The sequence below is a fragment of the Bacillus sp. FSL M8-0256 genome (assembly GCF_038005765.1).
Taxonomy (GTDB): Bacteria; Bacillota; Bacilli; order Bacillales; family Bacillaceae; genus Bacillus; species Bacillus safensis.
The window spans coordinates 925,190-944,162 of sequence record NZ_JBBOTU010000001.1 but is presented as its reverse complement, the minus strand read 5'-3'; the positions used below and the strand labels follow the sequence as shown (position 1 = coordinate 944,162).

At 39.0% G+C, this 18,973-nt stretch carries 15 protein-coding genes and 2 other annotated features (1 of these 17 only partly in view); of the genes, 4 read left to right on the top strand and 11 right to left on the bottom strand.

What is annotated here, in order from left to right:
* Window positions 1-45 precede the first annotated feature (45 nt).
* The 3 genes from NSQ76_RS04585 to NSQ76_RS04575 all read right to left on the bottom strand — a co-directional run bounded on the left by NSQ76_RS04585 (window position 46) and on the right by NSQ76_RS04575 (window position 1,837).
* A complete protein-coding gene (locus NSQ76_RS04585) occupies window positions 46-675 on the bottom strand; it encodes a rhamnogalacturonan acetylesterase (protein WP_024425236.1) in 630 nt (209 codons plus the stop codon).
* Between the two features lie 152 nt (window positions 676-827).
* Window positions 828-1,292 (bottom strand): DUF6884 domain-containing protein, encoded by a 465-nt coding sequence (locus NSQ76_RS04580; RefSeq protein ID WP_341052736.1) that lies wholly within the window; start codon window positions 1,290-1,292, stop codon window positions 828-830.
* Complete coding sequence (locus tag NSQ76_RS04575; RefSeq protein WP_268422577.1) at window positions 1,289-1,837, bottom strand: VanZ family protein; 549 nt, start codon at window positions 1,835-1,837, stop codon at window positions 1,289-1,291. The genes NSQ76_RS04580 and NSQ76_RS04575 overlap by 4 nt, the downstream gene beginning before the upstream one ends.
* Window positions 1,838-2,013: 176 nt before the next feature.
* Between NSQ76_RS04575 and NSQ76_RS04570 the strand changes: the two genes are divergently transcribed.
* The 3 genes from NSQ76_RS04570 to NSQ76_RS04560 all read left to right on the top strand — a co-directional run bounded on the left by NSQ76_RS04570 (window position 2,014) and on the right by NSQ76_RS04560 (window position 3,333).
* On the top strand, window positions 2,014-2,592 hold the full coding sequence (locus tag NSQ76_RS04570) for a TetR family transcriptional regulator (RefSeq protein ID WP_024425822.1): 579 nt from the start codon (window positions 2,014-2,016) through the stop codon (window positions 2,590-2,592).
* An 81-nt stretch (window positions 2,593-2,673) separates the two neighbouring features.
* The gene (locus tag NSQ76_RS04565) at window positions 2,674-3,018 is read left to right on the top strand and encodes a DMT family transporter (RefSeq protein WP_024425239.1); all 345 of its coding nucleotides are present in this window, start codon (window positions 2,674-2,676) and stop codon (window positions 3,016-3,018) included.
* Window positions 3,019-3,333 (top strand): DMT family transporter, encoded by a 315-nt coding sequence (locus NSQ76_RS04560; protein WP_003217878.1) that lies wholly within the window; start codon window positions 3,019-3,021, stop codon window positions 3,331-3,333.
* An 81-nt stretch (window positions 3,334-3,414) separates the two neighbouring features.
* On the opposite strand, the gene NSQ76_RS04555 is transcribed toward NSQ76_RS04560, so the two are convergent.
* The 4 genes from NSQ76_RS04555 to NSQ76_RS04540 all read right to left on the bottom strand — a co-directional run bounded on the left by NSQ76_RS04555 (window position 3,415) and on the right by NSQ76_RS04540 (window position 11,698).
* Entirely contained in the window at window positions 3,415-4,227 is an 813-nt protein-coding gene (locus NSQ76_RS04555; protein WP_341052731.1) for a leucine-rich repeat domain-containing protein, read from the bottom strand.
* Window positions 4,228-4,602: 375 nt separating this feature from the next.
* On the bottom strand, window positions 4,603-4,929 hold the full coding sequence (locus tag NSQ76_RS04550; protein ID WP_024425241.1) for a hypothetical protein: 327 nt from the start codon (window positions 4,927-4,929) through the stop codon (window positions 4,603-4,605).
* On the bottom strand, window positions 4,922-5,524 hold the full coding sequence (locus tag NSQ76_RS04545; protein WP_025093489.1) for a class D sortase: 603 nt from the start codon (window positions 5,522-5,524) through the stop codon (window positions 4,922-4,924). The genes NSQ76_RS04550 and NSQ76_RS04545 overlap by 8 nt, the downstream gene beginning before the upstream one ends.
* Window positions 5,525-5,545: 21 nt before the next feature.
* Complete coding sequence (locus tag NSQ76_RS04540; protein ID WP_341052727.1) at window positions 5,546-11,698, bottom strand: SpaA isopeptide-forming pilin-related protein; 6,153 nt, start codon at window positions 11,696-11,698, stop codon at window positions 5,546-5,548.
* 709 nt (window positions 11,699-12,407) lie between these two features.
* On the opposite strand from NSQ76_RS04540, the gene NSQ76_RS04535 reads away from it, so the two are divergent.
* The gene (locus tag NSQ76_RS04535) at window positions 12,408-13,916 is read left to right on the top strand and encodes a helix-turn-helix domain-containing protein (RefSeq protein WP_216100181.1); all 1,509 of its coding nucleotides are present in this window, start codon (window positions 12,408-12,410) and stop codon (window positions 13,914-13,916) included.
* A 53-nt stretch (window positions 13,917-13,969) separates the two neighbouring features.
* On the opposite strand, the gene NSQ76_RS04530 is transcribed toward NSQ76_RS04535, so the two are convergent.
* From NSQ76_RS04530 to thrS, 4 genes are all read right to left on the bottom strand, one after another.
* Window positions 13,970-14,251 (bottom strand): hypothetical protein, encoded by a 282-nt coding sequence (locus tag NSQ76_RS04530; protein ID WP_024425245.1) that lies wholly within the window; start codon window positions 14,249-14,251, stop codon window positions 13,970-13,972.
* Between the two features lie 343 nt (window positions 14,252-14,594).
* Window positions 14,595-15,878, bottom strand: coding sequence for a hypothetical protein (locus tag NSQ76_RS04525; protein WP_268421833.1), 1,284 nt, complete (start codon window positions 15,876-15,878; stop codon window positions 14,595-14,597).
* Between the two features lie 23 nt (window positions 15,879-15,901).
* Entirely contained in the window at window positions 15,902-16,471 is a 570-nt protein-coding gene (locus tag NSQ76_RS04520) for a hypothetical protein (RefSeq protein ID WP_070326765.1), read from the bottom strand.
* 174 nt (window positions 16,472-16,645) lie between these two features.
* Complete coding sequence (gene thrS / locus NSQ76_RS04515) at window positions 16,646-18,568, bottom strand: threonine--tRNA ligase (RefSeq protein ID WP_341052716.1); 1,923 nt, start codon at window positions 18,566-18,568, stop codon at window positions 16,646-16,648.
* A gap of 52 nt (window positions 18,569-18,620) precedes the next feature.
* Window positions 18,621-18,844: a binding site (T-box leader), on the bottom strand.
* A gap of 37 nt (window positions 18,845-18,881) precedes the next feature.
* Window positions 18,882-18,973 (bottom strand) — a binding site (T-box leader); it runs 133 nt beyond the window's last position.

Below are 18,973 nucleotides of genomic sequence, written 5' to 3'. Positions count from 1 at the left end.
CTGCAAAAAAAGAACAGGACGAGCGCTCACTCGTCCTGTCATCCATCACACAATGGTTAAACCAAGGTCTTTTAATTCTAGAGAAATAAGTCTTGCAATCGCATCTGCACCTTCTTTTGTAAAATGCGTGCGATCCTCAATTCCTGTTGACAGCATAAAGTAAGAGGTCGTTTTCTCTATGCCGGAAATTTGATAAAACTGAAGGCTTGCGGTATTTAAATCGACGAGAAGAACTTCTTCTTCATCGGCTAATTCTTTCATAGCGGCACAGTAATCAGGAAAATCATTGATAAATTCTCCGTCTTTTTCATGAAAACGTCCGACTGGCGTTAACAAAAGTGGTGTTGCCCCTTTTGCTCTTGCTCCATGAATATATTGAGACAGGTAGCTTTTATACGTCGTGAAAGGATCTGTATGCCGCTCAGGCTTTTCCTTGGAAGCATCATTGTGCCCCATTTGTGTGAAAAGCCAGTCTCCTGGCTGAATGTCAGCCAATATGTCATCAAGGCGTCCTTCTTCAATGAATGTTTTTGAGCTTCTTCCACCAATGGCACGGTTCTCGACGTTAACCCCGTGCGCTGTATAGCGGTGTAAAAACTCTCCCCATCCTCCTTGAACAGGACGATCTGGATAAGATGAAACGGTCGAATCACCAGCTAAATAGATGGTTGTCATGTTCATACGCCTCCCTTTTTCATTGAGCCAATTTACCCAAGCGATACGGGTATGCTAGTGGCTGCTGAAAAGATATGAAACAATCAGCATCGCTATTTCAATTATTCTCTTTTTAATGATCAAAACCCTGCTTACCGGTAGATGTGAATGTGTTAAATATGCGGCGGAAGTTCTATTTTTGATTCCACTGCTTGATGTAACGCCTGAAGCATATAGCCAATTCCTTTATATGGAGCCAGCGGATAATTTGCTTTTTGATGAGGCTGTAATAAAGGATCGATCACTTTTCGATATTTCTTTCCACCTAGTACCACCAGTTCATCATATGCGAAAAGATTTTTTTGATGAAATTGCTGGCTCAGTTCTTCTCGTGTGATCTGCTTAGCATGCGGTGTACCAAAAGCCACATCATAATTTTCGTGAATGATATCATCTGCCATTAAGAAGCCGTGCTTCGCTGATAAGATCATCCAGTCTGAAAAGAACGTTTGAGCATAGCTTTTCGTACGCTGATGCAGGGGACTTAAATAGACATGGTTCGCTGGCTGGCTCCCTGCTTCTGGATCGACATCCCAAATTTTCTTCGCGCCACATGGAATGATACAAACTCGCTTCACTCAAATTTCTCCTTCCTTTTTCGATAGATCTGATACACGATACAGCCTAGTGCTGTGCCAAGCGTATTTAAAAGAATATCATCAATATCGCTGCTTCTTGTAATGATACCAGATTGCGAGAACATCCATTGGAGCAATTCGATCATGGTTGACAGGAGAAAGCCCCCAAGAACCGCCTTTTGCCAGCGCAAGGTTCGAAAGGCTTGATATAGAAAAAAACCGAGTGGAACAAATAACAATATGTTCCCTGCTAAATTTAGAAAGACAAGATTGGGATAGCCATGATGGTACGCGTGAAGATTTTGATAAATGGACTGCAAAGGCATGAGGTTGACATTCACCTGATCTCTTGGGGCGGAAAAACGATTTGGAAAGACCGTTAAATATAGTAAAACATTCGTATAAATAAACAGACTGGCAAGGACCAATTCTGTCCGCAAATAGATAAAACGATTGTGCTTTTTTGCCTGTCTGTATCTCATATGTAAATAGAGCGGGACGAGCAGGAGAAAATAAGCAATGGAAAACATAGCACTGGAAGTCATACAGAGAGCTGCCCCTTTCTCACATGATGATGCTTGACCATATTTACAGCATATTCAGGCTTGCCCGCATCTATTCATCACTTATTCTCACATTCAATGAAGAGAAAACCATATTGACAAATCGTCAGTTTCTCGCTAAACTGAATGACATTCAGTCATTTAAGGTCGGTGATGATATGTCGAAACGAGAAAAGATTATGCTTGCTGCGATTGATGCGTTTAAAGAAAAAGGCATCGAAAAGACGACCATTTCGGATATTGTGAAAGCAGCAGGAGTAGCGCAAGGAACGTTTTATTTATATTTTCCTTCAAAGCTTTCCGTCATGCCTGCAATCGCAGAACATCTCATCGCACAGATGGTGCCTGCAATCGAAAAGGAATTAACTCAGCATGCAGATGTCCTCGATCAAGCAGATGCACTTGTTGAATTCATTTTTGCTTTTACAAGGCAATACCGAGATGTCCTTGCCCTCACCTACTCAGGCTTAGCCGCCACCGAGCATTTAAAGGAATGGGAAGATATTTATGAGCCGATTTACAAATGGGTCGCTGCTTTTCTAGAAAAAGCAAAGCAGGACAAAAGAGTCCGTGCGAATTTGAACTGTCAATATGCAGCTAAATTCATTATCGGTTTACTCGAATCGTCTGCTGAGCAAATGTACTTATTTACGGAAACAGATACAGAAGAGGTTCTGATTCAAAAGCGAGAGGTGAAGCAATTTCTTCTTTACGCACTTGGCATAGAGACACCTTAACTTAGTACAGCACTTGCTGTACGCTCTTTTTTGGTTTCAAAATGACGAATCGTCATTTTTAAGTTTTTAGGAGGAAATACGATGAAAAAAAGCTGGATGTATGTTGCACTCACTTGTTTATTCGAATTACTTTGGGTGTTTGGTTTAAATAGAGCTGATGCTCTGTGGGAATGGGCGATCATTATCTGCCTGATCCCGGTTGATTTTTATTTTTTAATGAAGGCCTGCGAGAAGCTGCCGACGGGGACCGTGTACGCCGTGTTTGCCGGAGTTGGAACGATAGGTACATCTTTGATGGATTATGCGCTGTTCGGCGGTTCGTTTTCATTAGAAAAACTCTTATTTATGGGTATTTTAATTCTCGGGATTATTGGACTGAAAGTGTCTGATGGAGATGCCCATGAGCAGAAAGGAGAAGCGGTATAAATGGGCTGGTTTTTTGTACTGTTGGCCTCTGCCTGCGAAATCGGTGGAACCATTGGCCTCAATATGTTTAGTAAGAAAAAGCAAATCACGACAGGCATTTTATTTGTCGGCGGGTTTGCCTTATCCTTTTTGTTTTTATACGCCTCGTTCTCATCCGTTCAAGTATCCGTCGCCTATACGGTCTGGATTGGACTTGGAACGGCGGGCTCTGTCTTGTTTAATATGATTCTATTTAAAGAGCCGAAAAACATGATTCGTATACTCAGCTTGCTGCTGATTGTGATTGGTGTGGTTGGGCTGAAGTTGTTTGCGTAATTGAATCACAAGAAAGAAAAAGTTTATGATGGTATTAGTCATACAAAAAGCAATGGAATTGATTTTCCATTGCTTTTTAAGTTATTTTATAAACTTTTCTTGGTACGCTTTAAATTGTTCTTCGTATTTTTGCAACTTTTCCCCATCAACTTTTGAATTTAATTTCGGTTTTCGCTTTCCAATCACCATCACATCTTTATCTACAATAGGACTTGATAAATAGATGTATGGTGCAAAACGATCACACTTCGTATGTGGGAGGGTTACGGATAACCTGGCATATTCTTCTGTCGGGAATTGGTTCGAAATTTCAAGTTCCTTGAGTCCCTCTAATTCCGATATCGGCTCTAAAGACTCGTCCTTCACTTTTATATTTGATAAGCACAGATATGTTAAATTCTTGAGGTATCTTAAAGGTTGAAGAGTATTTATATTTAATGTATTCCAAATCCCGCCTGACAATTGTAGAAATTCTAAACCAGTATTTTTTTGCAAAGGGGCTATGTCATTCAACTTTGAAAAATCTGTTATGGATAAAGATTTTAAAAACGTGTTTTTTGATATATCCCATAAACTTTGTGCCTTTGTATTCCATTCAAGTGCCAATACCTCAACATCTTTAAGAGAACTGATGATTGATAAATCTTCTACTCTCAGTTCATGCACAAAGAGCATTTTGGGATTAACTAAGCTTAAGATCGTATTGAATTCCTTTTGGTTCACTTTGTAAATCCACAATTTCGTTAGGTTAGAAAAAGATTTCAACCTTTCAATATTTTTTGTTTTTCCTGTGATTAACAACTCAGTGGAATTTTCATCTACATCGGCTAAATCATGAACAACTTCTGGTCGTTTATCATGATGAAAAATATATTGGGGGTCTTCTTTTCGCATGCTTTTACCTCCACACCTATAATTAAGGAATATCTAAATAAATTTTATCAGTATTTTGGAGTCAACACATGATTATCTTTAGCACTTTCTGATATTCCTTCTGAAGAAACAGGGAAAGGATAAAAACTAGATGATCTTCTTTGGTCGCCAATCGTGATTATGACCTCTGTTTTCAATCCATTTTATAAAATCTTTATCATCTAAACATTGGAGACTATCTGCTAGGCAGCGCCTTCTTAGTAGATAATAAAGTTAGTAAGACGACTATATATAAACAAATAAAAGAACTCTAATTCATATACGAATTAGAGTCCTCATGATATAACTGATTTTATTTTTCCACCTTAAAATCGAACCCGCTAATTTATTTCTCGTTTAATGGGTGTCTTGCTGCTCGAGCAAGAGATCCATTGCGTAAATCGATTCGCCCTTCTCATCCAATAAAAAGTACACAATCAAAGGCTCTCCAAAAGCTGCTGTCTGCTGCGTGAACAAAACACAGGTGAATTTTTCAATACCAATTGGCAGCTTTCTTTTTAATAAAGGGTGAAGAATAGGTGAAGCCCGAATTGTATCTACATCAACTTCCCAACGTTCGTTTTTTAAAGTTGGATAATGCTCTGATAACAATTGGTGTAACATATCGGTCGTGAGCGCTGCTTTTCCATCGCATCCATCATTTATTATGTTGGTGTTATACATCCGATGGCTGCTCACCCTTTGAAGCGTTGATTCGTATTCCTTTTAAGACAAATCGTTTCTGACCATCAAGTGTACAAGTGATCAATGTCAGTTCATTTTTCCCACGATCCTTTAGTACATCCACATCCGTCGGTTCAATCGTAGCTGAGCTGACAATTTTATATTCGTATGTTTCAGCTTGATGATGTAAGACAACTTTTTCTCCTTTAGGCACCTCTGGCAGCTGACGGAAAAGCCGGTCACCTCTATACCCTCTATGTCCTGCAATCGTGAAATTCCCTTTACCTGGCATTTGATGAGATTTAATTTGAGTCAGTGCTATACCTAAATTTTCTTTTGTTGTAACAGGAAGCACTTTTTCGTTTAAATCAATTGACGGGATCTCTAGCTCCATCACATCTCGCAGGTCTTCTTCTGACACAGTTAAATGTGGAATAGAAGAAAGGGCATCACTTTCATTTTCTTTAATCATCTTTAATGCCTGTTCCATTGCTGCTGTCTCTTGAGAAGTTCGCCACTCATATAGAAAAGGAACGGAGGTGAGCATCAGCCCCGTGACCACCAAAAAGCTGCCTAATAAGGTTCTTTTTTTCATCAATACACTCGTTCCTTCCTTTTACTGAATGGTTCTTCTTCTGACAACAAGAAGAACAGTTCCAGAAGCTACTAGTAAAATCCCTGCATACATCAAGTAACGCAGCCATTCTTCACCAGTCTTTGGTAGCTCACCGTTTGAGTCATGAGGCGGATGCTGATCCCCTTTATCTGAGGCTGGAGGATTCGTGTGGTCCTCTTCATTCTTCACTGGTGCATTTTTCACAATCATTGTCTTGATCTCTACTTCGCCCATTTGAATTGTAAAAGCGAGCGGTTTCTTTAAAGCTACATAACCATCCGGTGCTTTCGTCTCTGTGAGTAGATACTCTCCAGGTTTAAGCCCTTTGACAATGGCTTCTCCGTCTTTTCCTGTTGTCACAGATTTTATGGTTTTCCCGGCTTTTGTACGAATGTCAAAGGATGCCCCTTTTAAGGTTCTATCTGTCTGCTGGTCTACCTTTATGATACGCAGACTTCCTAAGATCAAGTGATTCTTCGCTGTTAATTGAAGCGGCTTCTGCTGATTTTTCTCAATTGTGAACAGGATCGGCTTATCATCCAATTGATAGCCATGAGGTGCTTTCGTTTCAACGAATTGATATTGTCCCGGTTTTAAATCATTGTTGTAAAGCTTTCCTTTTTGGTCCGTTACAAGTGATTTCTTCAACGTTTTTCCTTCTTTACTCAGAAGAGCAAACTCTGCATTTTCCAGCGTGTGTCCCTCATCATCCACTTTGGTCAGTTCCACTGCTCCCGGCGTCAGTTTGTTAATCATTTCTACTTTTGCTGGTTTGTCTTGACCTAAACGAATCCTAAATGAGACAGGTGTCTGATCCAGTTCATAGCCGGCAATGCTTGCTGTTTCGACAAATTGATAGGTGCCTGGCTTCAGTTGATCGACTGTTAGTTGACCATTTTTGTCTGTCTTTAAGTCTTTCTTTATACGTTGATCGTGCTCATCAAGCAGATCGAAGGTCACTCCATTGAGTAACTGACCATCTTCTCCTTTTTTCTGAAGCTGCACAGCACTTGTCGTCCGAATATTTTCTTTTGTCACTTTCACCAGTTGTTTTGGATTGAAATCAATCTTAAAGTCTACTGGTTTTGCATCTAGTTTATGTCCAAAAGGAGCCTTCGTTTCAACCAATTGGTAAGCGCCTGGTTTCAAATCGTTGACAGTGATGATGCCTTTCTCGTTGGTTGTTAAACCTGACATCAATTCTTTACCATCGTCATTGAAAAGGGTAAATTCTGCGCCTTTCAATCTTTCTTTTTCTTCTCCTATTTTTGTGAGTTCAACAGAACCTTTCTTAAGCTGATTGATTGCCTCCACTTGACTCAACTCTTTTTGACCTAATTCAACTTCAAAGACAAGTGGTTTCGCACTCAATTCATAGCCTTCAAGACTCTTTCTTTCAACAAATTGATAGGTTCCAGGTTTTAGCCCTGTGAAGGTGATCTTTCCATCCTGATTGGTTGTGATTCCTTCTCCTCCTGCCACTATCTTTCCTTTATCATCAGATAGATCAAAGACAACCCCTTCTAATGATTTCCCATCTTCGCCTTTTTTGTGCAACAGCACTCCGCCTGTAGTGCGGCTATTTTCTTTTGTCACACTAACCAGCTTCTCAGGGTTAAATGGAATAGCAAAAGTGACAGGTGTTTCGTCAAGCTCATGACCGAATGGAGCCTTCGTTTCAACAAACTGATAGGTTCCAGGTTTCAGATCGTTGACGATGATTTTCCCGTTCTGATCAGTGACGAGACCTGTTTTTATCTCTTTTCCATTTGCATCTACAAGCTTAAATTCTGCTCCTTCAAGCACATCATCCTTTTCACCGAGCTTCGTGAGCTGAACAGATCCAGTTTTGAGATCATTGATCACTTTGATCTCTGCTGGTGTTTTTTGTGCGATTTCGATGGTAAAAGGATAAGGTTTATTATTCTTTTGGTAACCATCAACACTCTCTGTCTCCACGAGCTGATATTTGCCCGGTTTGAGGTTATCAACCAAAAGCTTCCCATCTTCATCTGTTGTCAAATCTTTACGCACAACTTTGTCATTTTGATCCAAGACTTCAAATCGAACACCTTGAAGCTTCTTGCCATCTTCCCCTTCTTTTAACACTTCTAATGCACTTGTCTCATATAGGTTCTTTTGCGAAATGACGACTGGTTCCTTTGGATCAAGTGGTACTTCAAATTTGATTGGCGTTTCATCTAATACATACCCATCTGGTGCTTTTGTTTCAACGAGCTGATACGTACCCGGCCTTAGTTCGTTTATCGTGATCTTGCCATTTTCTCCTGTGACAAGCGAATCTTTTAACTCATGCCCGTCTTGATCTAAGAGCTTGAACTGTGCACCTTCTAGTCGCTCTCCGCCTTCACCTATTTTGCTCAATTCTGCTGAGCCTTTGATAATGTCATTTAATGCAGTTACAATTGTTGTTTCTGTTTGATTTTCTTTAATGGTGAACGGCCATTTTTGCTGATTTAATTGATAGCCTTTCGGTGCGTTTGTCTCAACAAAATAATAGGAACCTGGCTCAAGATGTTTGAAAAGGATTTCTCCTTTTTCGTCCGTTTTCAAATCGGTTTGGACGGTCTCTCCAGATTCATTTTTCAGTTCAAATTCTGCATTCTCTAATGCTGCACCCGTCTCTTTGTCTTTTTTCGTTAACTTGACATGCTGGCGGATTTCTTGGTTCTGCACCGTCATGCTATTTCCTGTTTTCGCTTGATCTCCAGATTCGTAAGGCTGATCAATCGTTACATGGATCGGTTCCTTCGTTTTAATATAACCATCAGGTGCTTTCTCTTCTGTCACGATATAGTCACCATACAGAAGACGATCAAATCGAAGAGCTCCTTCTTCATCTGTTGTCTTTGTACCAATGACGATGCCGCTCGCAGCATCTGTCAGAGAGAAGCTTGCTCCTTTTAGCGCTTTTCCACTACTCGCATCTACCTTTTTAACGGTTAAAGCACCAATCGATCCTGTGCCATCTCCCATGCCAGCGGTGCGTTTGACCACAATTGAGGCTTCGGATTCCTTTTTGATTTCTTTTACATTTTCACCTCTAAACGTTACTTCGTTTTGAAGTGTACTTCCCACTTTATCTAAAATGAGAGATTGGTATTCTAAAATATATGGTCTTGTGATTTCTTCTTTAAATTTGATTTGAAAAGAATCTGGGTCGAATTCAAGGTCTAGTTCATAATCCTTCCCTTTTTCCAGCTCTTCTCCTTTTGTCACTTGCCCCTTTTCATCTATTGTCGTCGAATAGAGATGAAATGAGTTTTCTATTATGGCTTGGTTACTGCTTGGATGATCTATAATCGTCGCATCTTGGACTGTTGATTGACCAAAGTTGATATTCAGTTTCCAATCAATGACTTTTCCTTGCTGATTCCCTGATTTGCTCGTGTATTTCCCCCCATTTGGAATGGACACCACAGCATTCACATCAGATTCTTTTGTCTGTCCATCATAAAGGGTCGCTTTATTATCGTAGGTTTTCTGTACTAAATCCATTCCTTCAACACTTGTTTGATACGTGATTTTGTATGGAGAATCAATGGCTTTTTTGAAAATCACTTCGAAGCCTGTTTCTCCCTTTTCATTTTCAAGGAATTTGATATCATAATGTTCTTTCGCTAATACCTCTTTTTCTTCTGCTCCATTTTCCCCGCCTTGTAAATCAAGCGAATAGACGATGATTGAATCTTTAAGCAAACGCTGGTTTCCTTGAATGAAATCCTCGATTCTCGCCTCTTCTAGATGTTTCAAGTTATAGTTCACACCGATATTCCATGTGATCTCTTTTTTCTTTGCATTATAAGTTCCGTTTTTGAAGCCATTTGACTGCGTGTATGTGTCAGGCGTGAAGACAGACTGATTTTCCTTCGTTAAATCCTTGCCATCTTCATTTACCCATTCGAGCTTTACATGATTACGCAGGTTCTTTTGGTCTTTATCTGCTCTTTTTTCATAATCAAAAGACGTTGTATATGTGACGGTATGTTCTGTCTTTATTTCTTTCGTAAATTGAATATCAAATCCATTTGCATGTTCAACGATTTGATAATCTGTGCCTTCTTCAAGCACTGTATTACCTGTCGTCACTTTTAAACTATCTTTTTGCAGCGTCAATCCTTCGTTTGTAAACGTATCTTTTAATATCACATTGTTCATCGTTTGTTGATCTTTGTTGAAGGTGATACGCCATGGAATGGTCTTGGTCTTGTAATTCGGTGTTCCATGATTTTTCGTTAGGATTTGCTGGTCAATTCTTTGCTTCCCTTGTTTGCTCTCTTTGCCAGCTGTTACCGTATTGATAATCTCTTCAGCTTCAAAAATCCGCTCGGTTGCTTTTGTTTGATAGGTGATGAGATAAGCCGATTGAATATCTTGATTGAATTGCAAGGTAAACCCGTTTTGTTCATCCTTTTTTTGAGGTTGAACCACGTAATTTTCAAACGCTTTTGTTCCTGCTTCGTTGCCATTTTGATCAATTGTGACTTCTTTGACTTGAATGGAATCAGATATCAGCGCCTGTGTGCCGTTAAAGAAGTCTTCTAACAAAGCGTCCTTTTGAGCAATCTTTTTTTCGTTATAGTTATAACGAATTTCCCATGTAATTGTTTGTGTGACTGGGTCGTAGTGCGCGGCTTTTTTATTTAAAGGACTGCCTCTTGTCACATTCACTGTTCCTTCTGCTGAACTGATCACTTTATCACCAGAAACAAGGGATGCTTTATTACGAAATGCAGATTGATCCTGATTCGTAATATCCGTTTCATACATTAAACGGTAAGCTAGATGAACGTCATCTTTAAATTCAATCGTGAAATCTTGACCATCTGCTGTTTGGCCAATTGTGTAGTGGTTTTCGTCAAGCAGCTGACCAATCGATGTTTCTCCATTTAGCTTTGTATCAATACGATAAAGCTTAATTGAATCTTTTTTCAACGCTTGACCTTCTTGAATCGGATCTAACAGTTTCGCTTGTTTCACATCTTCTAAATCCATATTAAAATCTACTGTCCATTGAATGGTTTCAGCATTGTAAGATCGATTGGGTTCTCCCTTTTTAGAGACGTTTGGGCCATTTGGAATGTATTGAATCGGGATTGATATTTTATCCTTTCCTTCAATCGGGGTAATGACCACTTCTTTTTCTTCAGTAATGACAGTTTTTTTATCTAATTGCGTCCACACTTGAAGTGTTCCATGAATATTTGAATATTGTTTAATAAAATCAGTGAATTCGATGGAGGCATTTCCGCTCTCATCTACAGAAAAATAACCAATGGTTGCCTGATTAAACTTCATCTCAAGACGATCGATTTTTTCATAAATCACTAATTCCTCTGGAACCTTGAAATGGAATTCATCCCCGCCATTATAGCTATGACCGTTCGGGATGGCCCACTCATAGTTAATGGAAATCAGCGAGTTGATATCAGGTTTCTCAACTGAATTTCCTTCCTGATCTTCAAAGATTAATTTCGCATCAGTGAGGAGATTTTCTTGTATCAGCGTTTGTTTTGAAACACTTTGCAGCCCTGCACGCTTAGATACGCTCACTTTGTTTTTTAGTAATTCATCTTCATCGTTTTGTTTCGTTTGAGCGGCTTCTTGATTGTTAGAAGCTTTATCTTTCTCAGATGAGATTGAGTCATCTTTTGGAAGGCTTTCTTCACCCTTATTTTGCTTTGTTTTCTCTTCTTGCTGAGTTATACTGGTGACATCGATGTCAATTGATCCTTCTAAATTTGGATCGATCTCAACATCTTCTTTAAATTTCACCGTCACTTCATTTTGTTTTGAAACGGTATACTCGCCAACAAGTATGTCACCCACAGTAATGGGTTCCTTCTGCTCCTTCTCTACCTGGATGGCTGAAGGAAGAGTGAGAACATACGGATATTGTTTTTTTAGATCAATTCCTTTTATAGACCAATGCACAGTGGCCTTTCTTACTTGCTGATCTTCCATGCTTGATAACTTATTGCCTTCGCTATCAGCAAATTCAATATCCCCATAAATGTTTTCTTGAATTTCTTTTGCTTGTGCCCCTGCTAAAGGCAAGACTCCTAATATACTAGACTGTATGACTAGCACTGTAATGAGTGCCAGCGACAATATTCTTTTCAATACATCCACCCTTTTCTAAAATTAATTTTCAACAACGATAAAAAAATCATTAGTATACTGTCAGATCAATCACCCCGCTTCTGATCAATATTTTCTAAAAATTGCACCTTAAGACCCTATGAATAAAATGAGTTGATCAATCATGAGCTTGTAAGGTCATCATGAGTAGTGGATTGAGTAAATGGATTGGGGTCTATAGAAATGGGGAATAGTGAGAGGATCGTGAAAAGATTAAATGTGAATTTTTATATTTATACTGGAATGAACAATAAACGATGTGTACATGCATATATAAGCATGTATTCACATATGGTTCGTTCATATGAAACAAGCATGTATCATATCGTATGTAAGGTGAGTCAGTTCAGCATTATATAAATCGCATTCCTTTCTACTCCCTTTCATATGGTAATCAAAAATCTGCTGCGTTTTATTCTTACATTTACCGTTTCAACAGCAAAAAAATAAACTTAAATATCTAAAATGATCCATTTTTATAGGATTCATGGCTTACTTATCACCTTTTAAAAGAAATATATGGAGAATCAGGGAATAACATTTGTTTTCGTCTAATTTTTTTCTCTTTTATCATGAAAAGTGAAGACAAAACGATTTAGCCTAAACATTAAAATCATTTTATGCCTATTTAGAAAATCAAATGTTCTTTAAGTGAACTTCATCATATAGAGGCAAGCCAAGGGAAGGAGTTAGTTGTTTAATGGAGCTCATTGATAATAAATCAAAGAGATGGATAAACATTTTAAAACTGCTTGTATCAAAAGATAAGTGGTGGAGCCTTCAAGAGATATCGAATGAAAATATCGGTTCCGTTCGTGCCATTCAAAGCGATTTAGAACAAATGAAGTCGTTCCAAACAGAGAACGGAGAGCCGTTAATCCACATAAAGCCAAGACAAGGCATATCCATTTGTTATACACAGACGATACGAGTCGACTACTATATCAAAGAAATTCTAAAAGATACGATTGAAATTCGATTGATTGACGGCGTTTTCTTTGAACAAAACAGGTCTTTCTATGAATGGATGGACACGCTGAATATCAGTAGATCCACATTGTATAACACCATTCATAAAATCAATTCGCTTCTTATCTCGTATGACATTGAGTTACGACCAGATAGTATGCAGTTCCATGGGAATGAGAAGGAGATTCGTCAATTTTTTGTGGAATTTTTGTTTGAAGTCTATGGAAGCAGGCTTTGGCCATTCGATGATATTCAAAAGCAAGATGCAGTTGATTTTTTACATAAGCTTTTTCAGGTGCTCGAAGTCAATCTACCTGATGTGGCTATAGATAAATTTTGCCTATGGCTCGCCGTTTCCATACACCGAGTGAGGAAAAATTTTTCAATACGACGCAATTATAGGTACTCATTGGATAAGGAAAAACAATCATCTACAGCTAAAGGTATCTATAATCAAATCAAAAACTTGGAAGAACACGTTTGCCAAATGACAAAGGACACTTTTGGTGTTACGTTGGATCGTCACGAATTTGTCTTTTTACTATTGATTGAACCAGCTATTGGCCATTATAAATCAATTGAAACTGTCGAAGAAAAATTGATGTTCTTTCAATCGCATACACCACACCTCTTCGAAGCCATTCATTCCTTTATCAATCAATTGGAGTTGATTTTTCATCAAGAGGTGGCTAATCGCAAGGCGATGACACTGATTCTTCTCCAATATTATGTGTATTCTAGGGAAATTACCGTAAGAGATGGATTCCTTTTCAAAAAGAAATCGAGGTATTTATCAGAGGTAAAAAAACAGCTTCCTTACTTCTATTCGAGGATTACTCATATCATCCAAGAGCTAAAAACAGACGATATACTTGCTTCTTTAGTGAAAAATGAACGAGAATTGATTCGTATCATTACTTCTAACTGGAGGGGGCTTGTTCATTTGGAAATGGATCGGAGAAACGTGTTGAACATTTTTGTCATTTCAACATTAGGTTATAATCATAGCTTGTTGATTGCGGATTTAATTAAATTAAGATTGCCTCCTCTCATTCATATTTTCACAAGTCCAGAAAATACATTAAATGAACTGACAATGGATCGACTTGGGATTGATATGATTGTGACCGATACTGAGCTTCCTAATCAACTAGGACGCCCTACGCTGCTGATCAGCTCTTTTCCAACAAAGAAAGAATTGGACAACCTGCACTCAAGATTGGTTGATATGACAAACTAATATTCACAAGAAAAGCTGCTGAGGAGCTCTCAAGCAGCTTTTTTGCTTCTGTATTAATGAAGCGCTATTTGTTCATTCATCAAATCAATGGCGTAAAGCGATTGCTCATATTCATCTAATAAAAGGTAGACTTTGAGCGGTGCAGCGGTTTGATCTGTCTGCTGCGTGAATAGAACACAGGTGAATTTTTCGATTCCTTCTGGCAGCTTGCTTTTCAGAAAAGGATGAAGAATAGGAGAAATTCGAAGGGTATCAACATCTTTTAGCCAAAGCTCATCTTGTAACGCAGGATAATGGTCAACCAAAAACTGACGAAACACTTCCAATGTACTCAAGGTAGATATCCTCACTTTCTTCTATTTATGGCTTTAAGCTTACCTAAAAACAAACATGTTCAACTCATCCTATGATCTCAGTCCGCCTATTTTCGCTTACTACTAGAGACATGATTTCATTTTTTCTTCTAAAAGATTTGTAGATCAACTTGACTGCAATGGGTTTTCAATATGTATGACGTTTACTATATGAAATACGAATTCCAATCGATGGACCTATGATCATATTCTTATCTGTTTCTTTCGTGATGAAACGACAACTTCCTTCTACAAAATTCCATTTTTATTCTAAAAAGAGGAAAATGGGATAAAAAAGAACAGTTGCTCACTGTTCTTTTAGAAGTTATGAAAGGTCTTTCAAAGAGAACACCTCGCCGCTTATTGCATCAACACCATCATGACAGTCGAGCTTTCCGCATAAAACATATTGTTTTTGTACATCGTCATAGACGTAGATGGGTGTAAGTTCGAGGTGTTCTCTCAATGTTTCAAAGGCTTCTTTCTGAGATATGGTGATTTCACTAACTGTTTGAGATGGATTGAGTATCCCGCATACTTGAAACATCTCTTTTTTATCTATGTAATTAATAGCTTCAAAGGTGCTGGCATCAATGAAGACCTTGATCTTATCCATAAAACCACAGCCTTCTTGCTCATTCGTTTTTAATATCGCTTCGATGTAGCCATGATCACGGTGGAGTGTTTTTAGCACCCACTTCCCTGTATCCTTTGAATATTTTTGCGCCAAAAAGGTTCGAACCGCTTTGATACACTCAGCCTGCTCTTCTTTTGAGATCGGGAATGTATCTGGTGAAGGCTCCAGTGAGAAGGCTTGTTCAGCAGTAATGTCCTCGTTTATATCGATTTCCTTTTTTTCAAAGGCTTTGTTTAACGATTCATTCCACTCCATGACCTGATGCATGTGGATGCAATGCGTTTCTTCACGCCCAATTTCAAACGGAAGCGTGCCTGTTCCATCGTTCTTTACATAAATTTCTTCTAACGCATATATAGGGCGGATTCGATTCTGCTCGAAGAATGGCCAATCAAACCGCTGCACTTGCTGCTGGGCTAAATCCTCGATCCTATCAATGGAAAGCACATATTCTTCAGTTTTTAGTCGTTTTTTTGCCATAAATGGCCCTCGATGTATATAGTGAATGAGCTGCCCATGTTCATCCCATTTCACTTCGATTCTGCCTGAAGGCGTCACTTTCACACCATCTATTGCTTCTTCGAAAAAAAGTTCCCCTTTCTCCTTTTGTTGCATGTGAAAGTGCTCGCCATAGACCAACCCTGTTTCTTGTTCGATCCATTGAATGACATGAGCTGGATAAGGCCTCTTAAATGTGACACCATTCTTCGCGAAGGTTTTATCCATGACAAAAATAACCGTTTCAATCTGGCCTGTATTCAAGTTCACGTCAATCACAGCTGTGCCGTCCGGGTTTAGATCATCGTCCTCGGGTTCAGCTTCATGAGAGGGAAACCATTCCATATTCAATGTATAAACCGTTTCATTGAACATATTGACGTAGCGATGAAAACTGTGTCTTTTTAAATAGTAAAGATCTAAACCAAATTTCGCCTTTGTCTGATCGATCAGTTGTTGAATGTTTGCGTTCATTTGTTTCACCTCAAAATTCAGTTTTATGGAAGAAAAAAGATGACGATAAATCCGAATATGACAATCACTGATAATAATCCTAAAGCCATTGCCATCATGTTTGATTCCTTTGTAAAGCCTTTTAATCCATGCGCTTCCGTCGATCGGTCGATTTTTCTAAAGCGAAAGAGCATGCTTATATTGATAATGGCTAGAGCCATAACAAATAAGAAAATGAGAAACTTAGGTTCTATATGAAAAAATGGGGCTTGCATCGTTTGAAAACTAAATGACTGGAAGAACATTAGCCCGCTCAATACCAATTTCCAAATATTCTCCACTCTTTGTTCTTTCTCCCACTCTTTTCCTAATTTCTCTTTTTCATAAATGGCTACCTGCTCAAATATGGGAATGATAGACTTTGTTGATCCTTTTTTGATCAAGCCGTAAATACCTTGAAGGAGCATGAAGATTCCTAAACAAAGAAAGAAATATGTAAATTGAATTTCAACATTTTGAATCAAAATAAAAAAAATCAAGATCACCATGCCGAATAGTAAATTAGAGGTAACTACTTGTTTCGATCTCATCTTTTTCAGTGCTGCTTGTTCCATGCAATACTCCTCTCCGTTTTAAACGGTTTCTGTTGAACGCTCTATCTTTATTACGATTTTACCGAAAAAATGTTTCAATATTTTCCCTTTCTACTGTCAATTCGGCTTTTTTCGCAAATGAAAAGACGCCCATCATTCAATGAACGTCTGATCCTTCTTCATAAAATCATCACATCATATCTGAGCAGCCGATCTTTCTTTTATTTGCTTAGCTGCTATGTGTTTAAAGTCCTCAATAGACAGCTCTTTTGACGTCTTTTCTCCGTACTGTCTAATATTTAGTGTGTTGTCTTCCATTTCTTTATCGCCAATGACCGCGATATAAGGGATTTTTTGCATTTGTGCTTCTCTCATTTTATAGCCAAGTTTTTCATCCCGCTCATCGATTGTGGCCCTTATTCCGATACTTTTTAATTGCTGCTGCACCTCTAAGCAGTGATCAAGGTGAACAGTTGAGACAGGGATGATTTGTACTTGTACTGGTGCTAACCATAATGGGAAAGCGCCCGCAAAATGCTCGATGAGAATACCTAGGAAACGATCTAGAGAACCAAAAATGGCGCTGTGAATCACAACTGGCCGTACCTTTTCATTTTTTTCGTTGATATATGTTAAATCAAATTTCTCAGGCATTTGAAAATCCAGCTGAATTGTGGCGCACTGATGGCTCCGCTGCAGGGCATCTTTAATATGAAAATCGATCTTCGGGCCATAAAATGCCCCATCTCCTTCATTTAGCTGGTAGTCGACCTTTAGACGATCAAGCACATTTTTTAGCGCTGTTTCGGATATATCCCAAATAGCGTCATCCCCTAAGGCTTTTTCTGGACGAGTGGATAGCTCGACTGAATACTCAAACCCAAACGTCCGATACACATGATCAACTAATTGAAAAATCCGTTTGATTTCAGCTTCAATTTGATCTTCTCTCAAAAAAATATGGGCATCATCTTGGCAAAATGTTCTGACCCTGAACAATCCATTTAACGCTCCGCTAAATTCATGACGATGCACCTGACCAAACTCAGCCATTCTAATCGGAAGGTCTCTGTATGAATATAAGCTGTTTTTAAACATGAGCATATGCCCTGGACAGTTCATCGGTTTTAAAGCGAAGCTTGTATGGTCTACTTCCGAGAAATACATATTTTCATGATAATGGTCCCAGTGCCCTGACTTTTCCCAAAGCTCTTGGTTCATCATAAACGGTGTACTCACTTCTTCGTATTGCGCTTTGCCTCGCACTTCTCTTGAAAAGGCCATTAATTCATTTCTGACAATCTGACCTTTTGGTAAATAAAACGGCATACCTGGCGCTTCTTCTGAAAACATAAAGAGGGATAACTGTTTCCCTAATTTCCGGTGATCACGTTTATTTGCTTCTTCCATGAAATGAAGATACTCAGCGAGATGATTTGGATGTTGAAACGCCACACCATACACTCGCTGCAAGACATCCTGATGACTGTCTCCCCGCCAATAAGCCCCTGCAACACGTGTTAGTTTAAATGACTTTAAGTACCCTGTAGAAGGTACATGCGGCCCGCGGCATAAATCTACAAATTCTCCTTGCTGATAAACCGTGATGGCTTCTTGAGAGGGTAAATCTTTTAAAATATCCAGCTTATATGGATCATGTGCAAACAGCGTTTCAGCTTCTTTGTAAGAGACCTCTTTTCTTTGGATAGGATGATTCTCATTAATGATGTTCTTCATCTCTTTTTCAATTTCAGCCAAATCCTCTACACTTAATGTTTGATTGAGCTTCATATCATAGTAAAATCCATTTTCAATGACAGGTCCGATCCCCAGTGTGACATTGTCATATAACCTTTTCACAGCCTGAGCTAATACGTGTGCAGATGTATGGCGCAGCACTTCAAGCCCTTCTTTTGAATCTAGTGTGACAATAGACAGCCGAACATCGCTGTATAGCTGCTCTCTTAAATCAACCATTTGATCATTGACCTTACCTGCCACTGCTTTTTTTCTTAAGCTCGGACTAATATGGGAGGCAACATCTGCGACAGTCGTACCTGCGGGAAACTCCTTTATCTTTCCATCCGGAAATTGAATCTTCACCATGTTTTCTCTCATAACCGACACACCTTTCCTATTTTTTGAAATAAAAAAACACACCCATCCCGCGTAAAGGGACGAATGTGTAATCCGTGGTTCCACCCAAATTCCCATAATGCGTATTCGCTTTATGGCTCTGGTGCCGTAACGTGGCATTGACGGTATTGGATACTGCAATTTTCCCCAATACAGCTCAAAGGTGGTAAGACAGCTTTTCTGTGTTAGGAAGATTTCAGCGTGACTTCCCTCTCTGGTAACCGTAAAAGCTGCTCATGTTCTTTTCAAAGCAATGATCCTATATGAGTGTACAAAAAAACACACCCATCCCTCATAAAGGGACGAATGTGATATCCGTGGTTCCACCCAAATTCCCATAACGCGTATTCGCTTTATGGCTCTGGTGCCGTAACGTGGCATTGACGG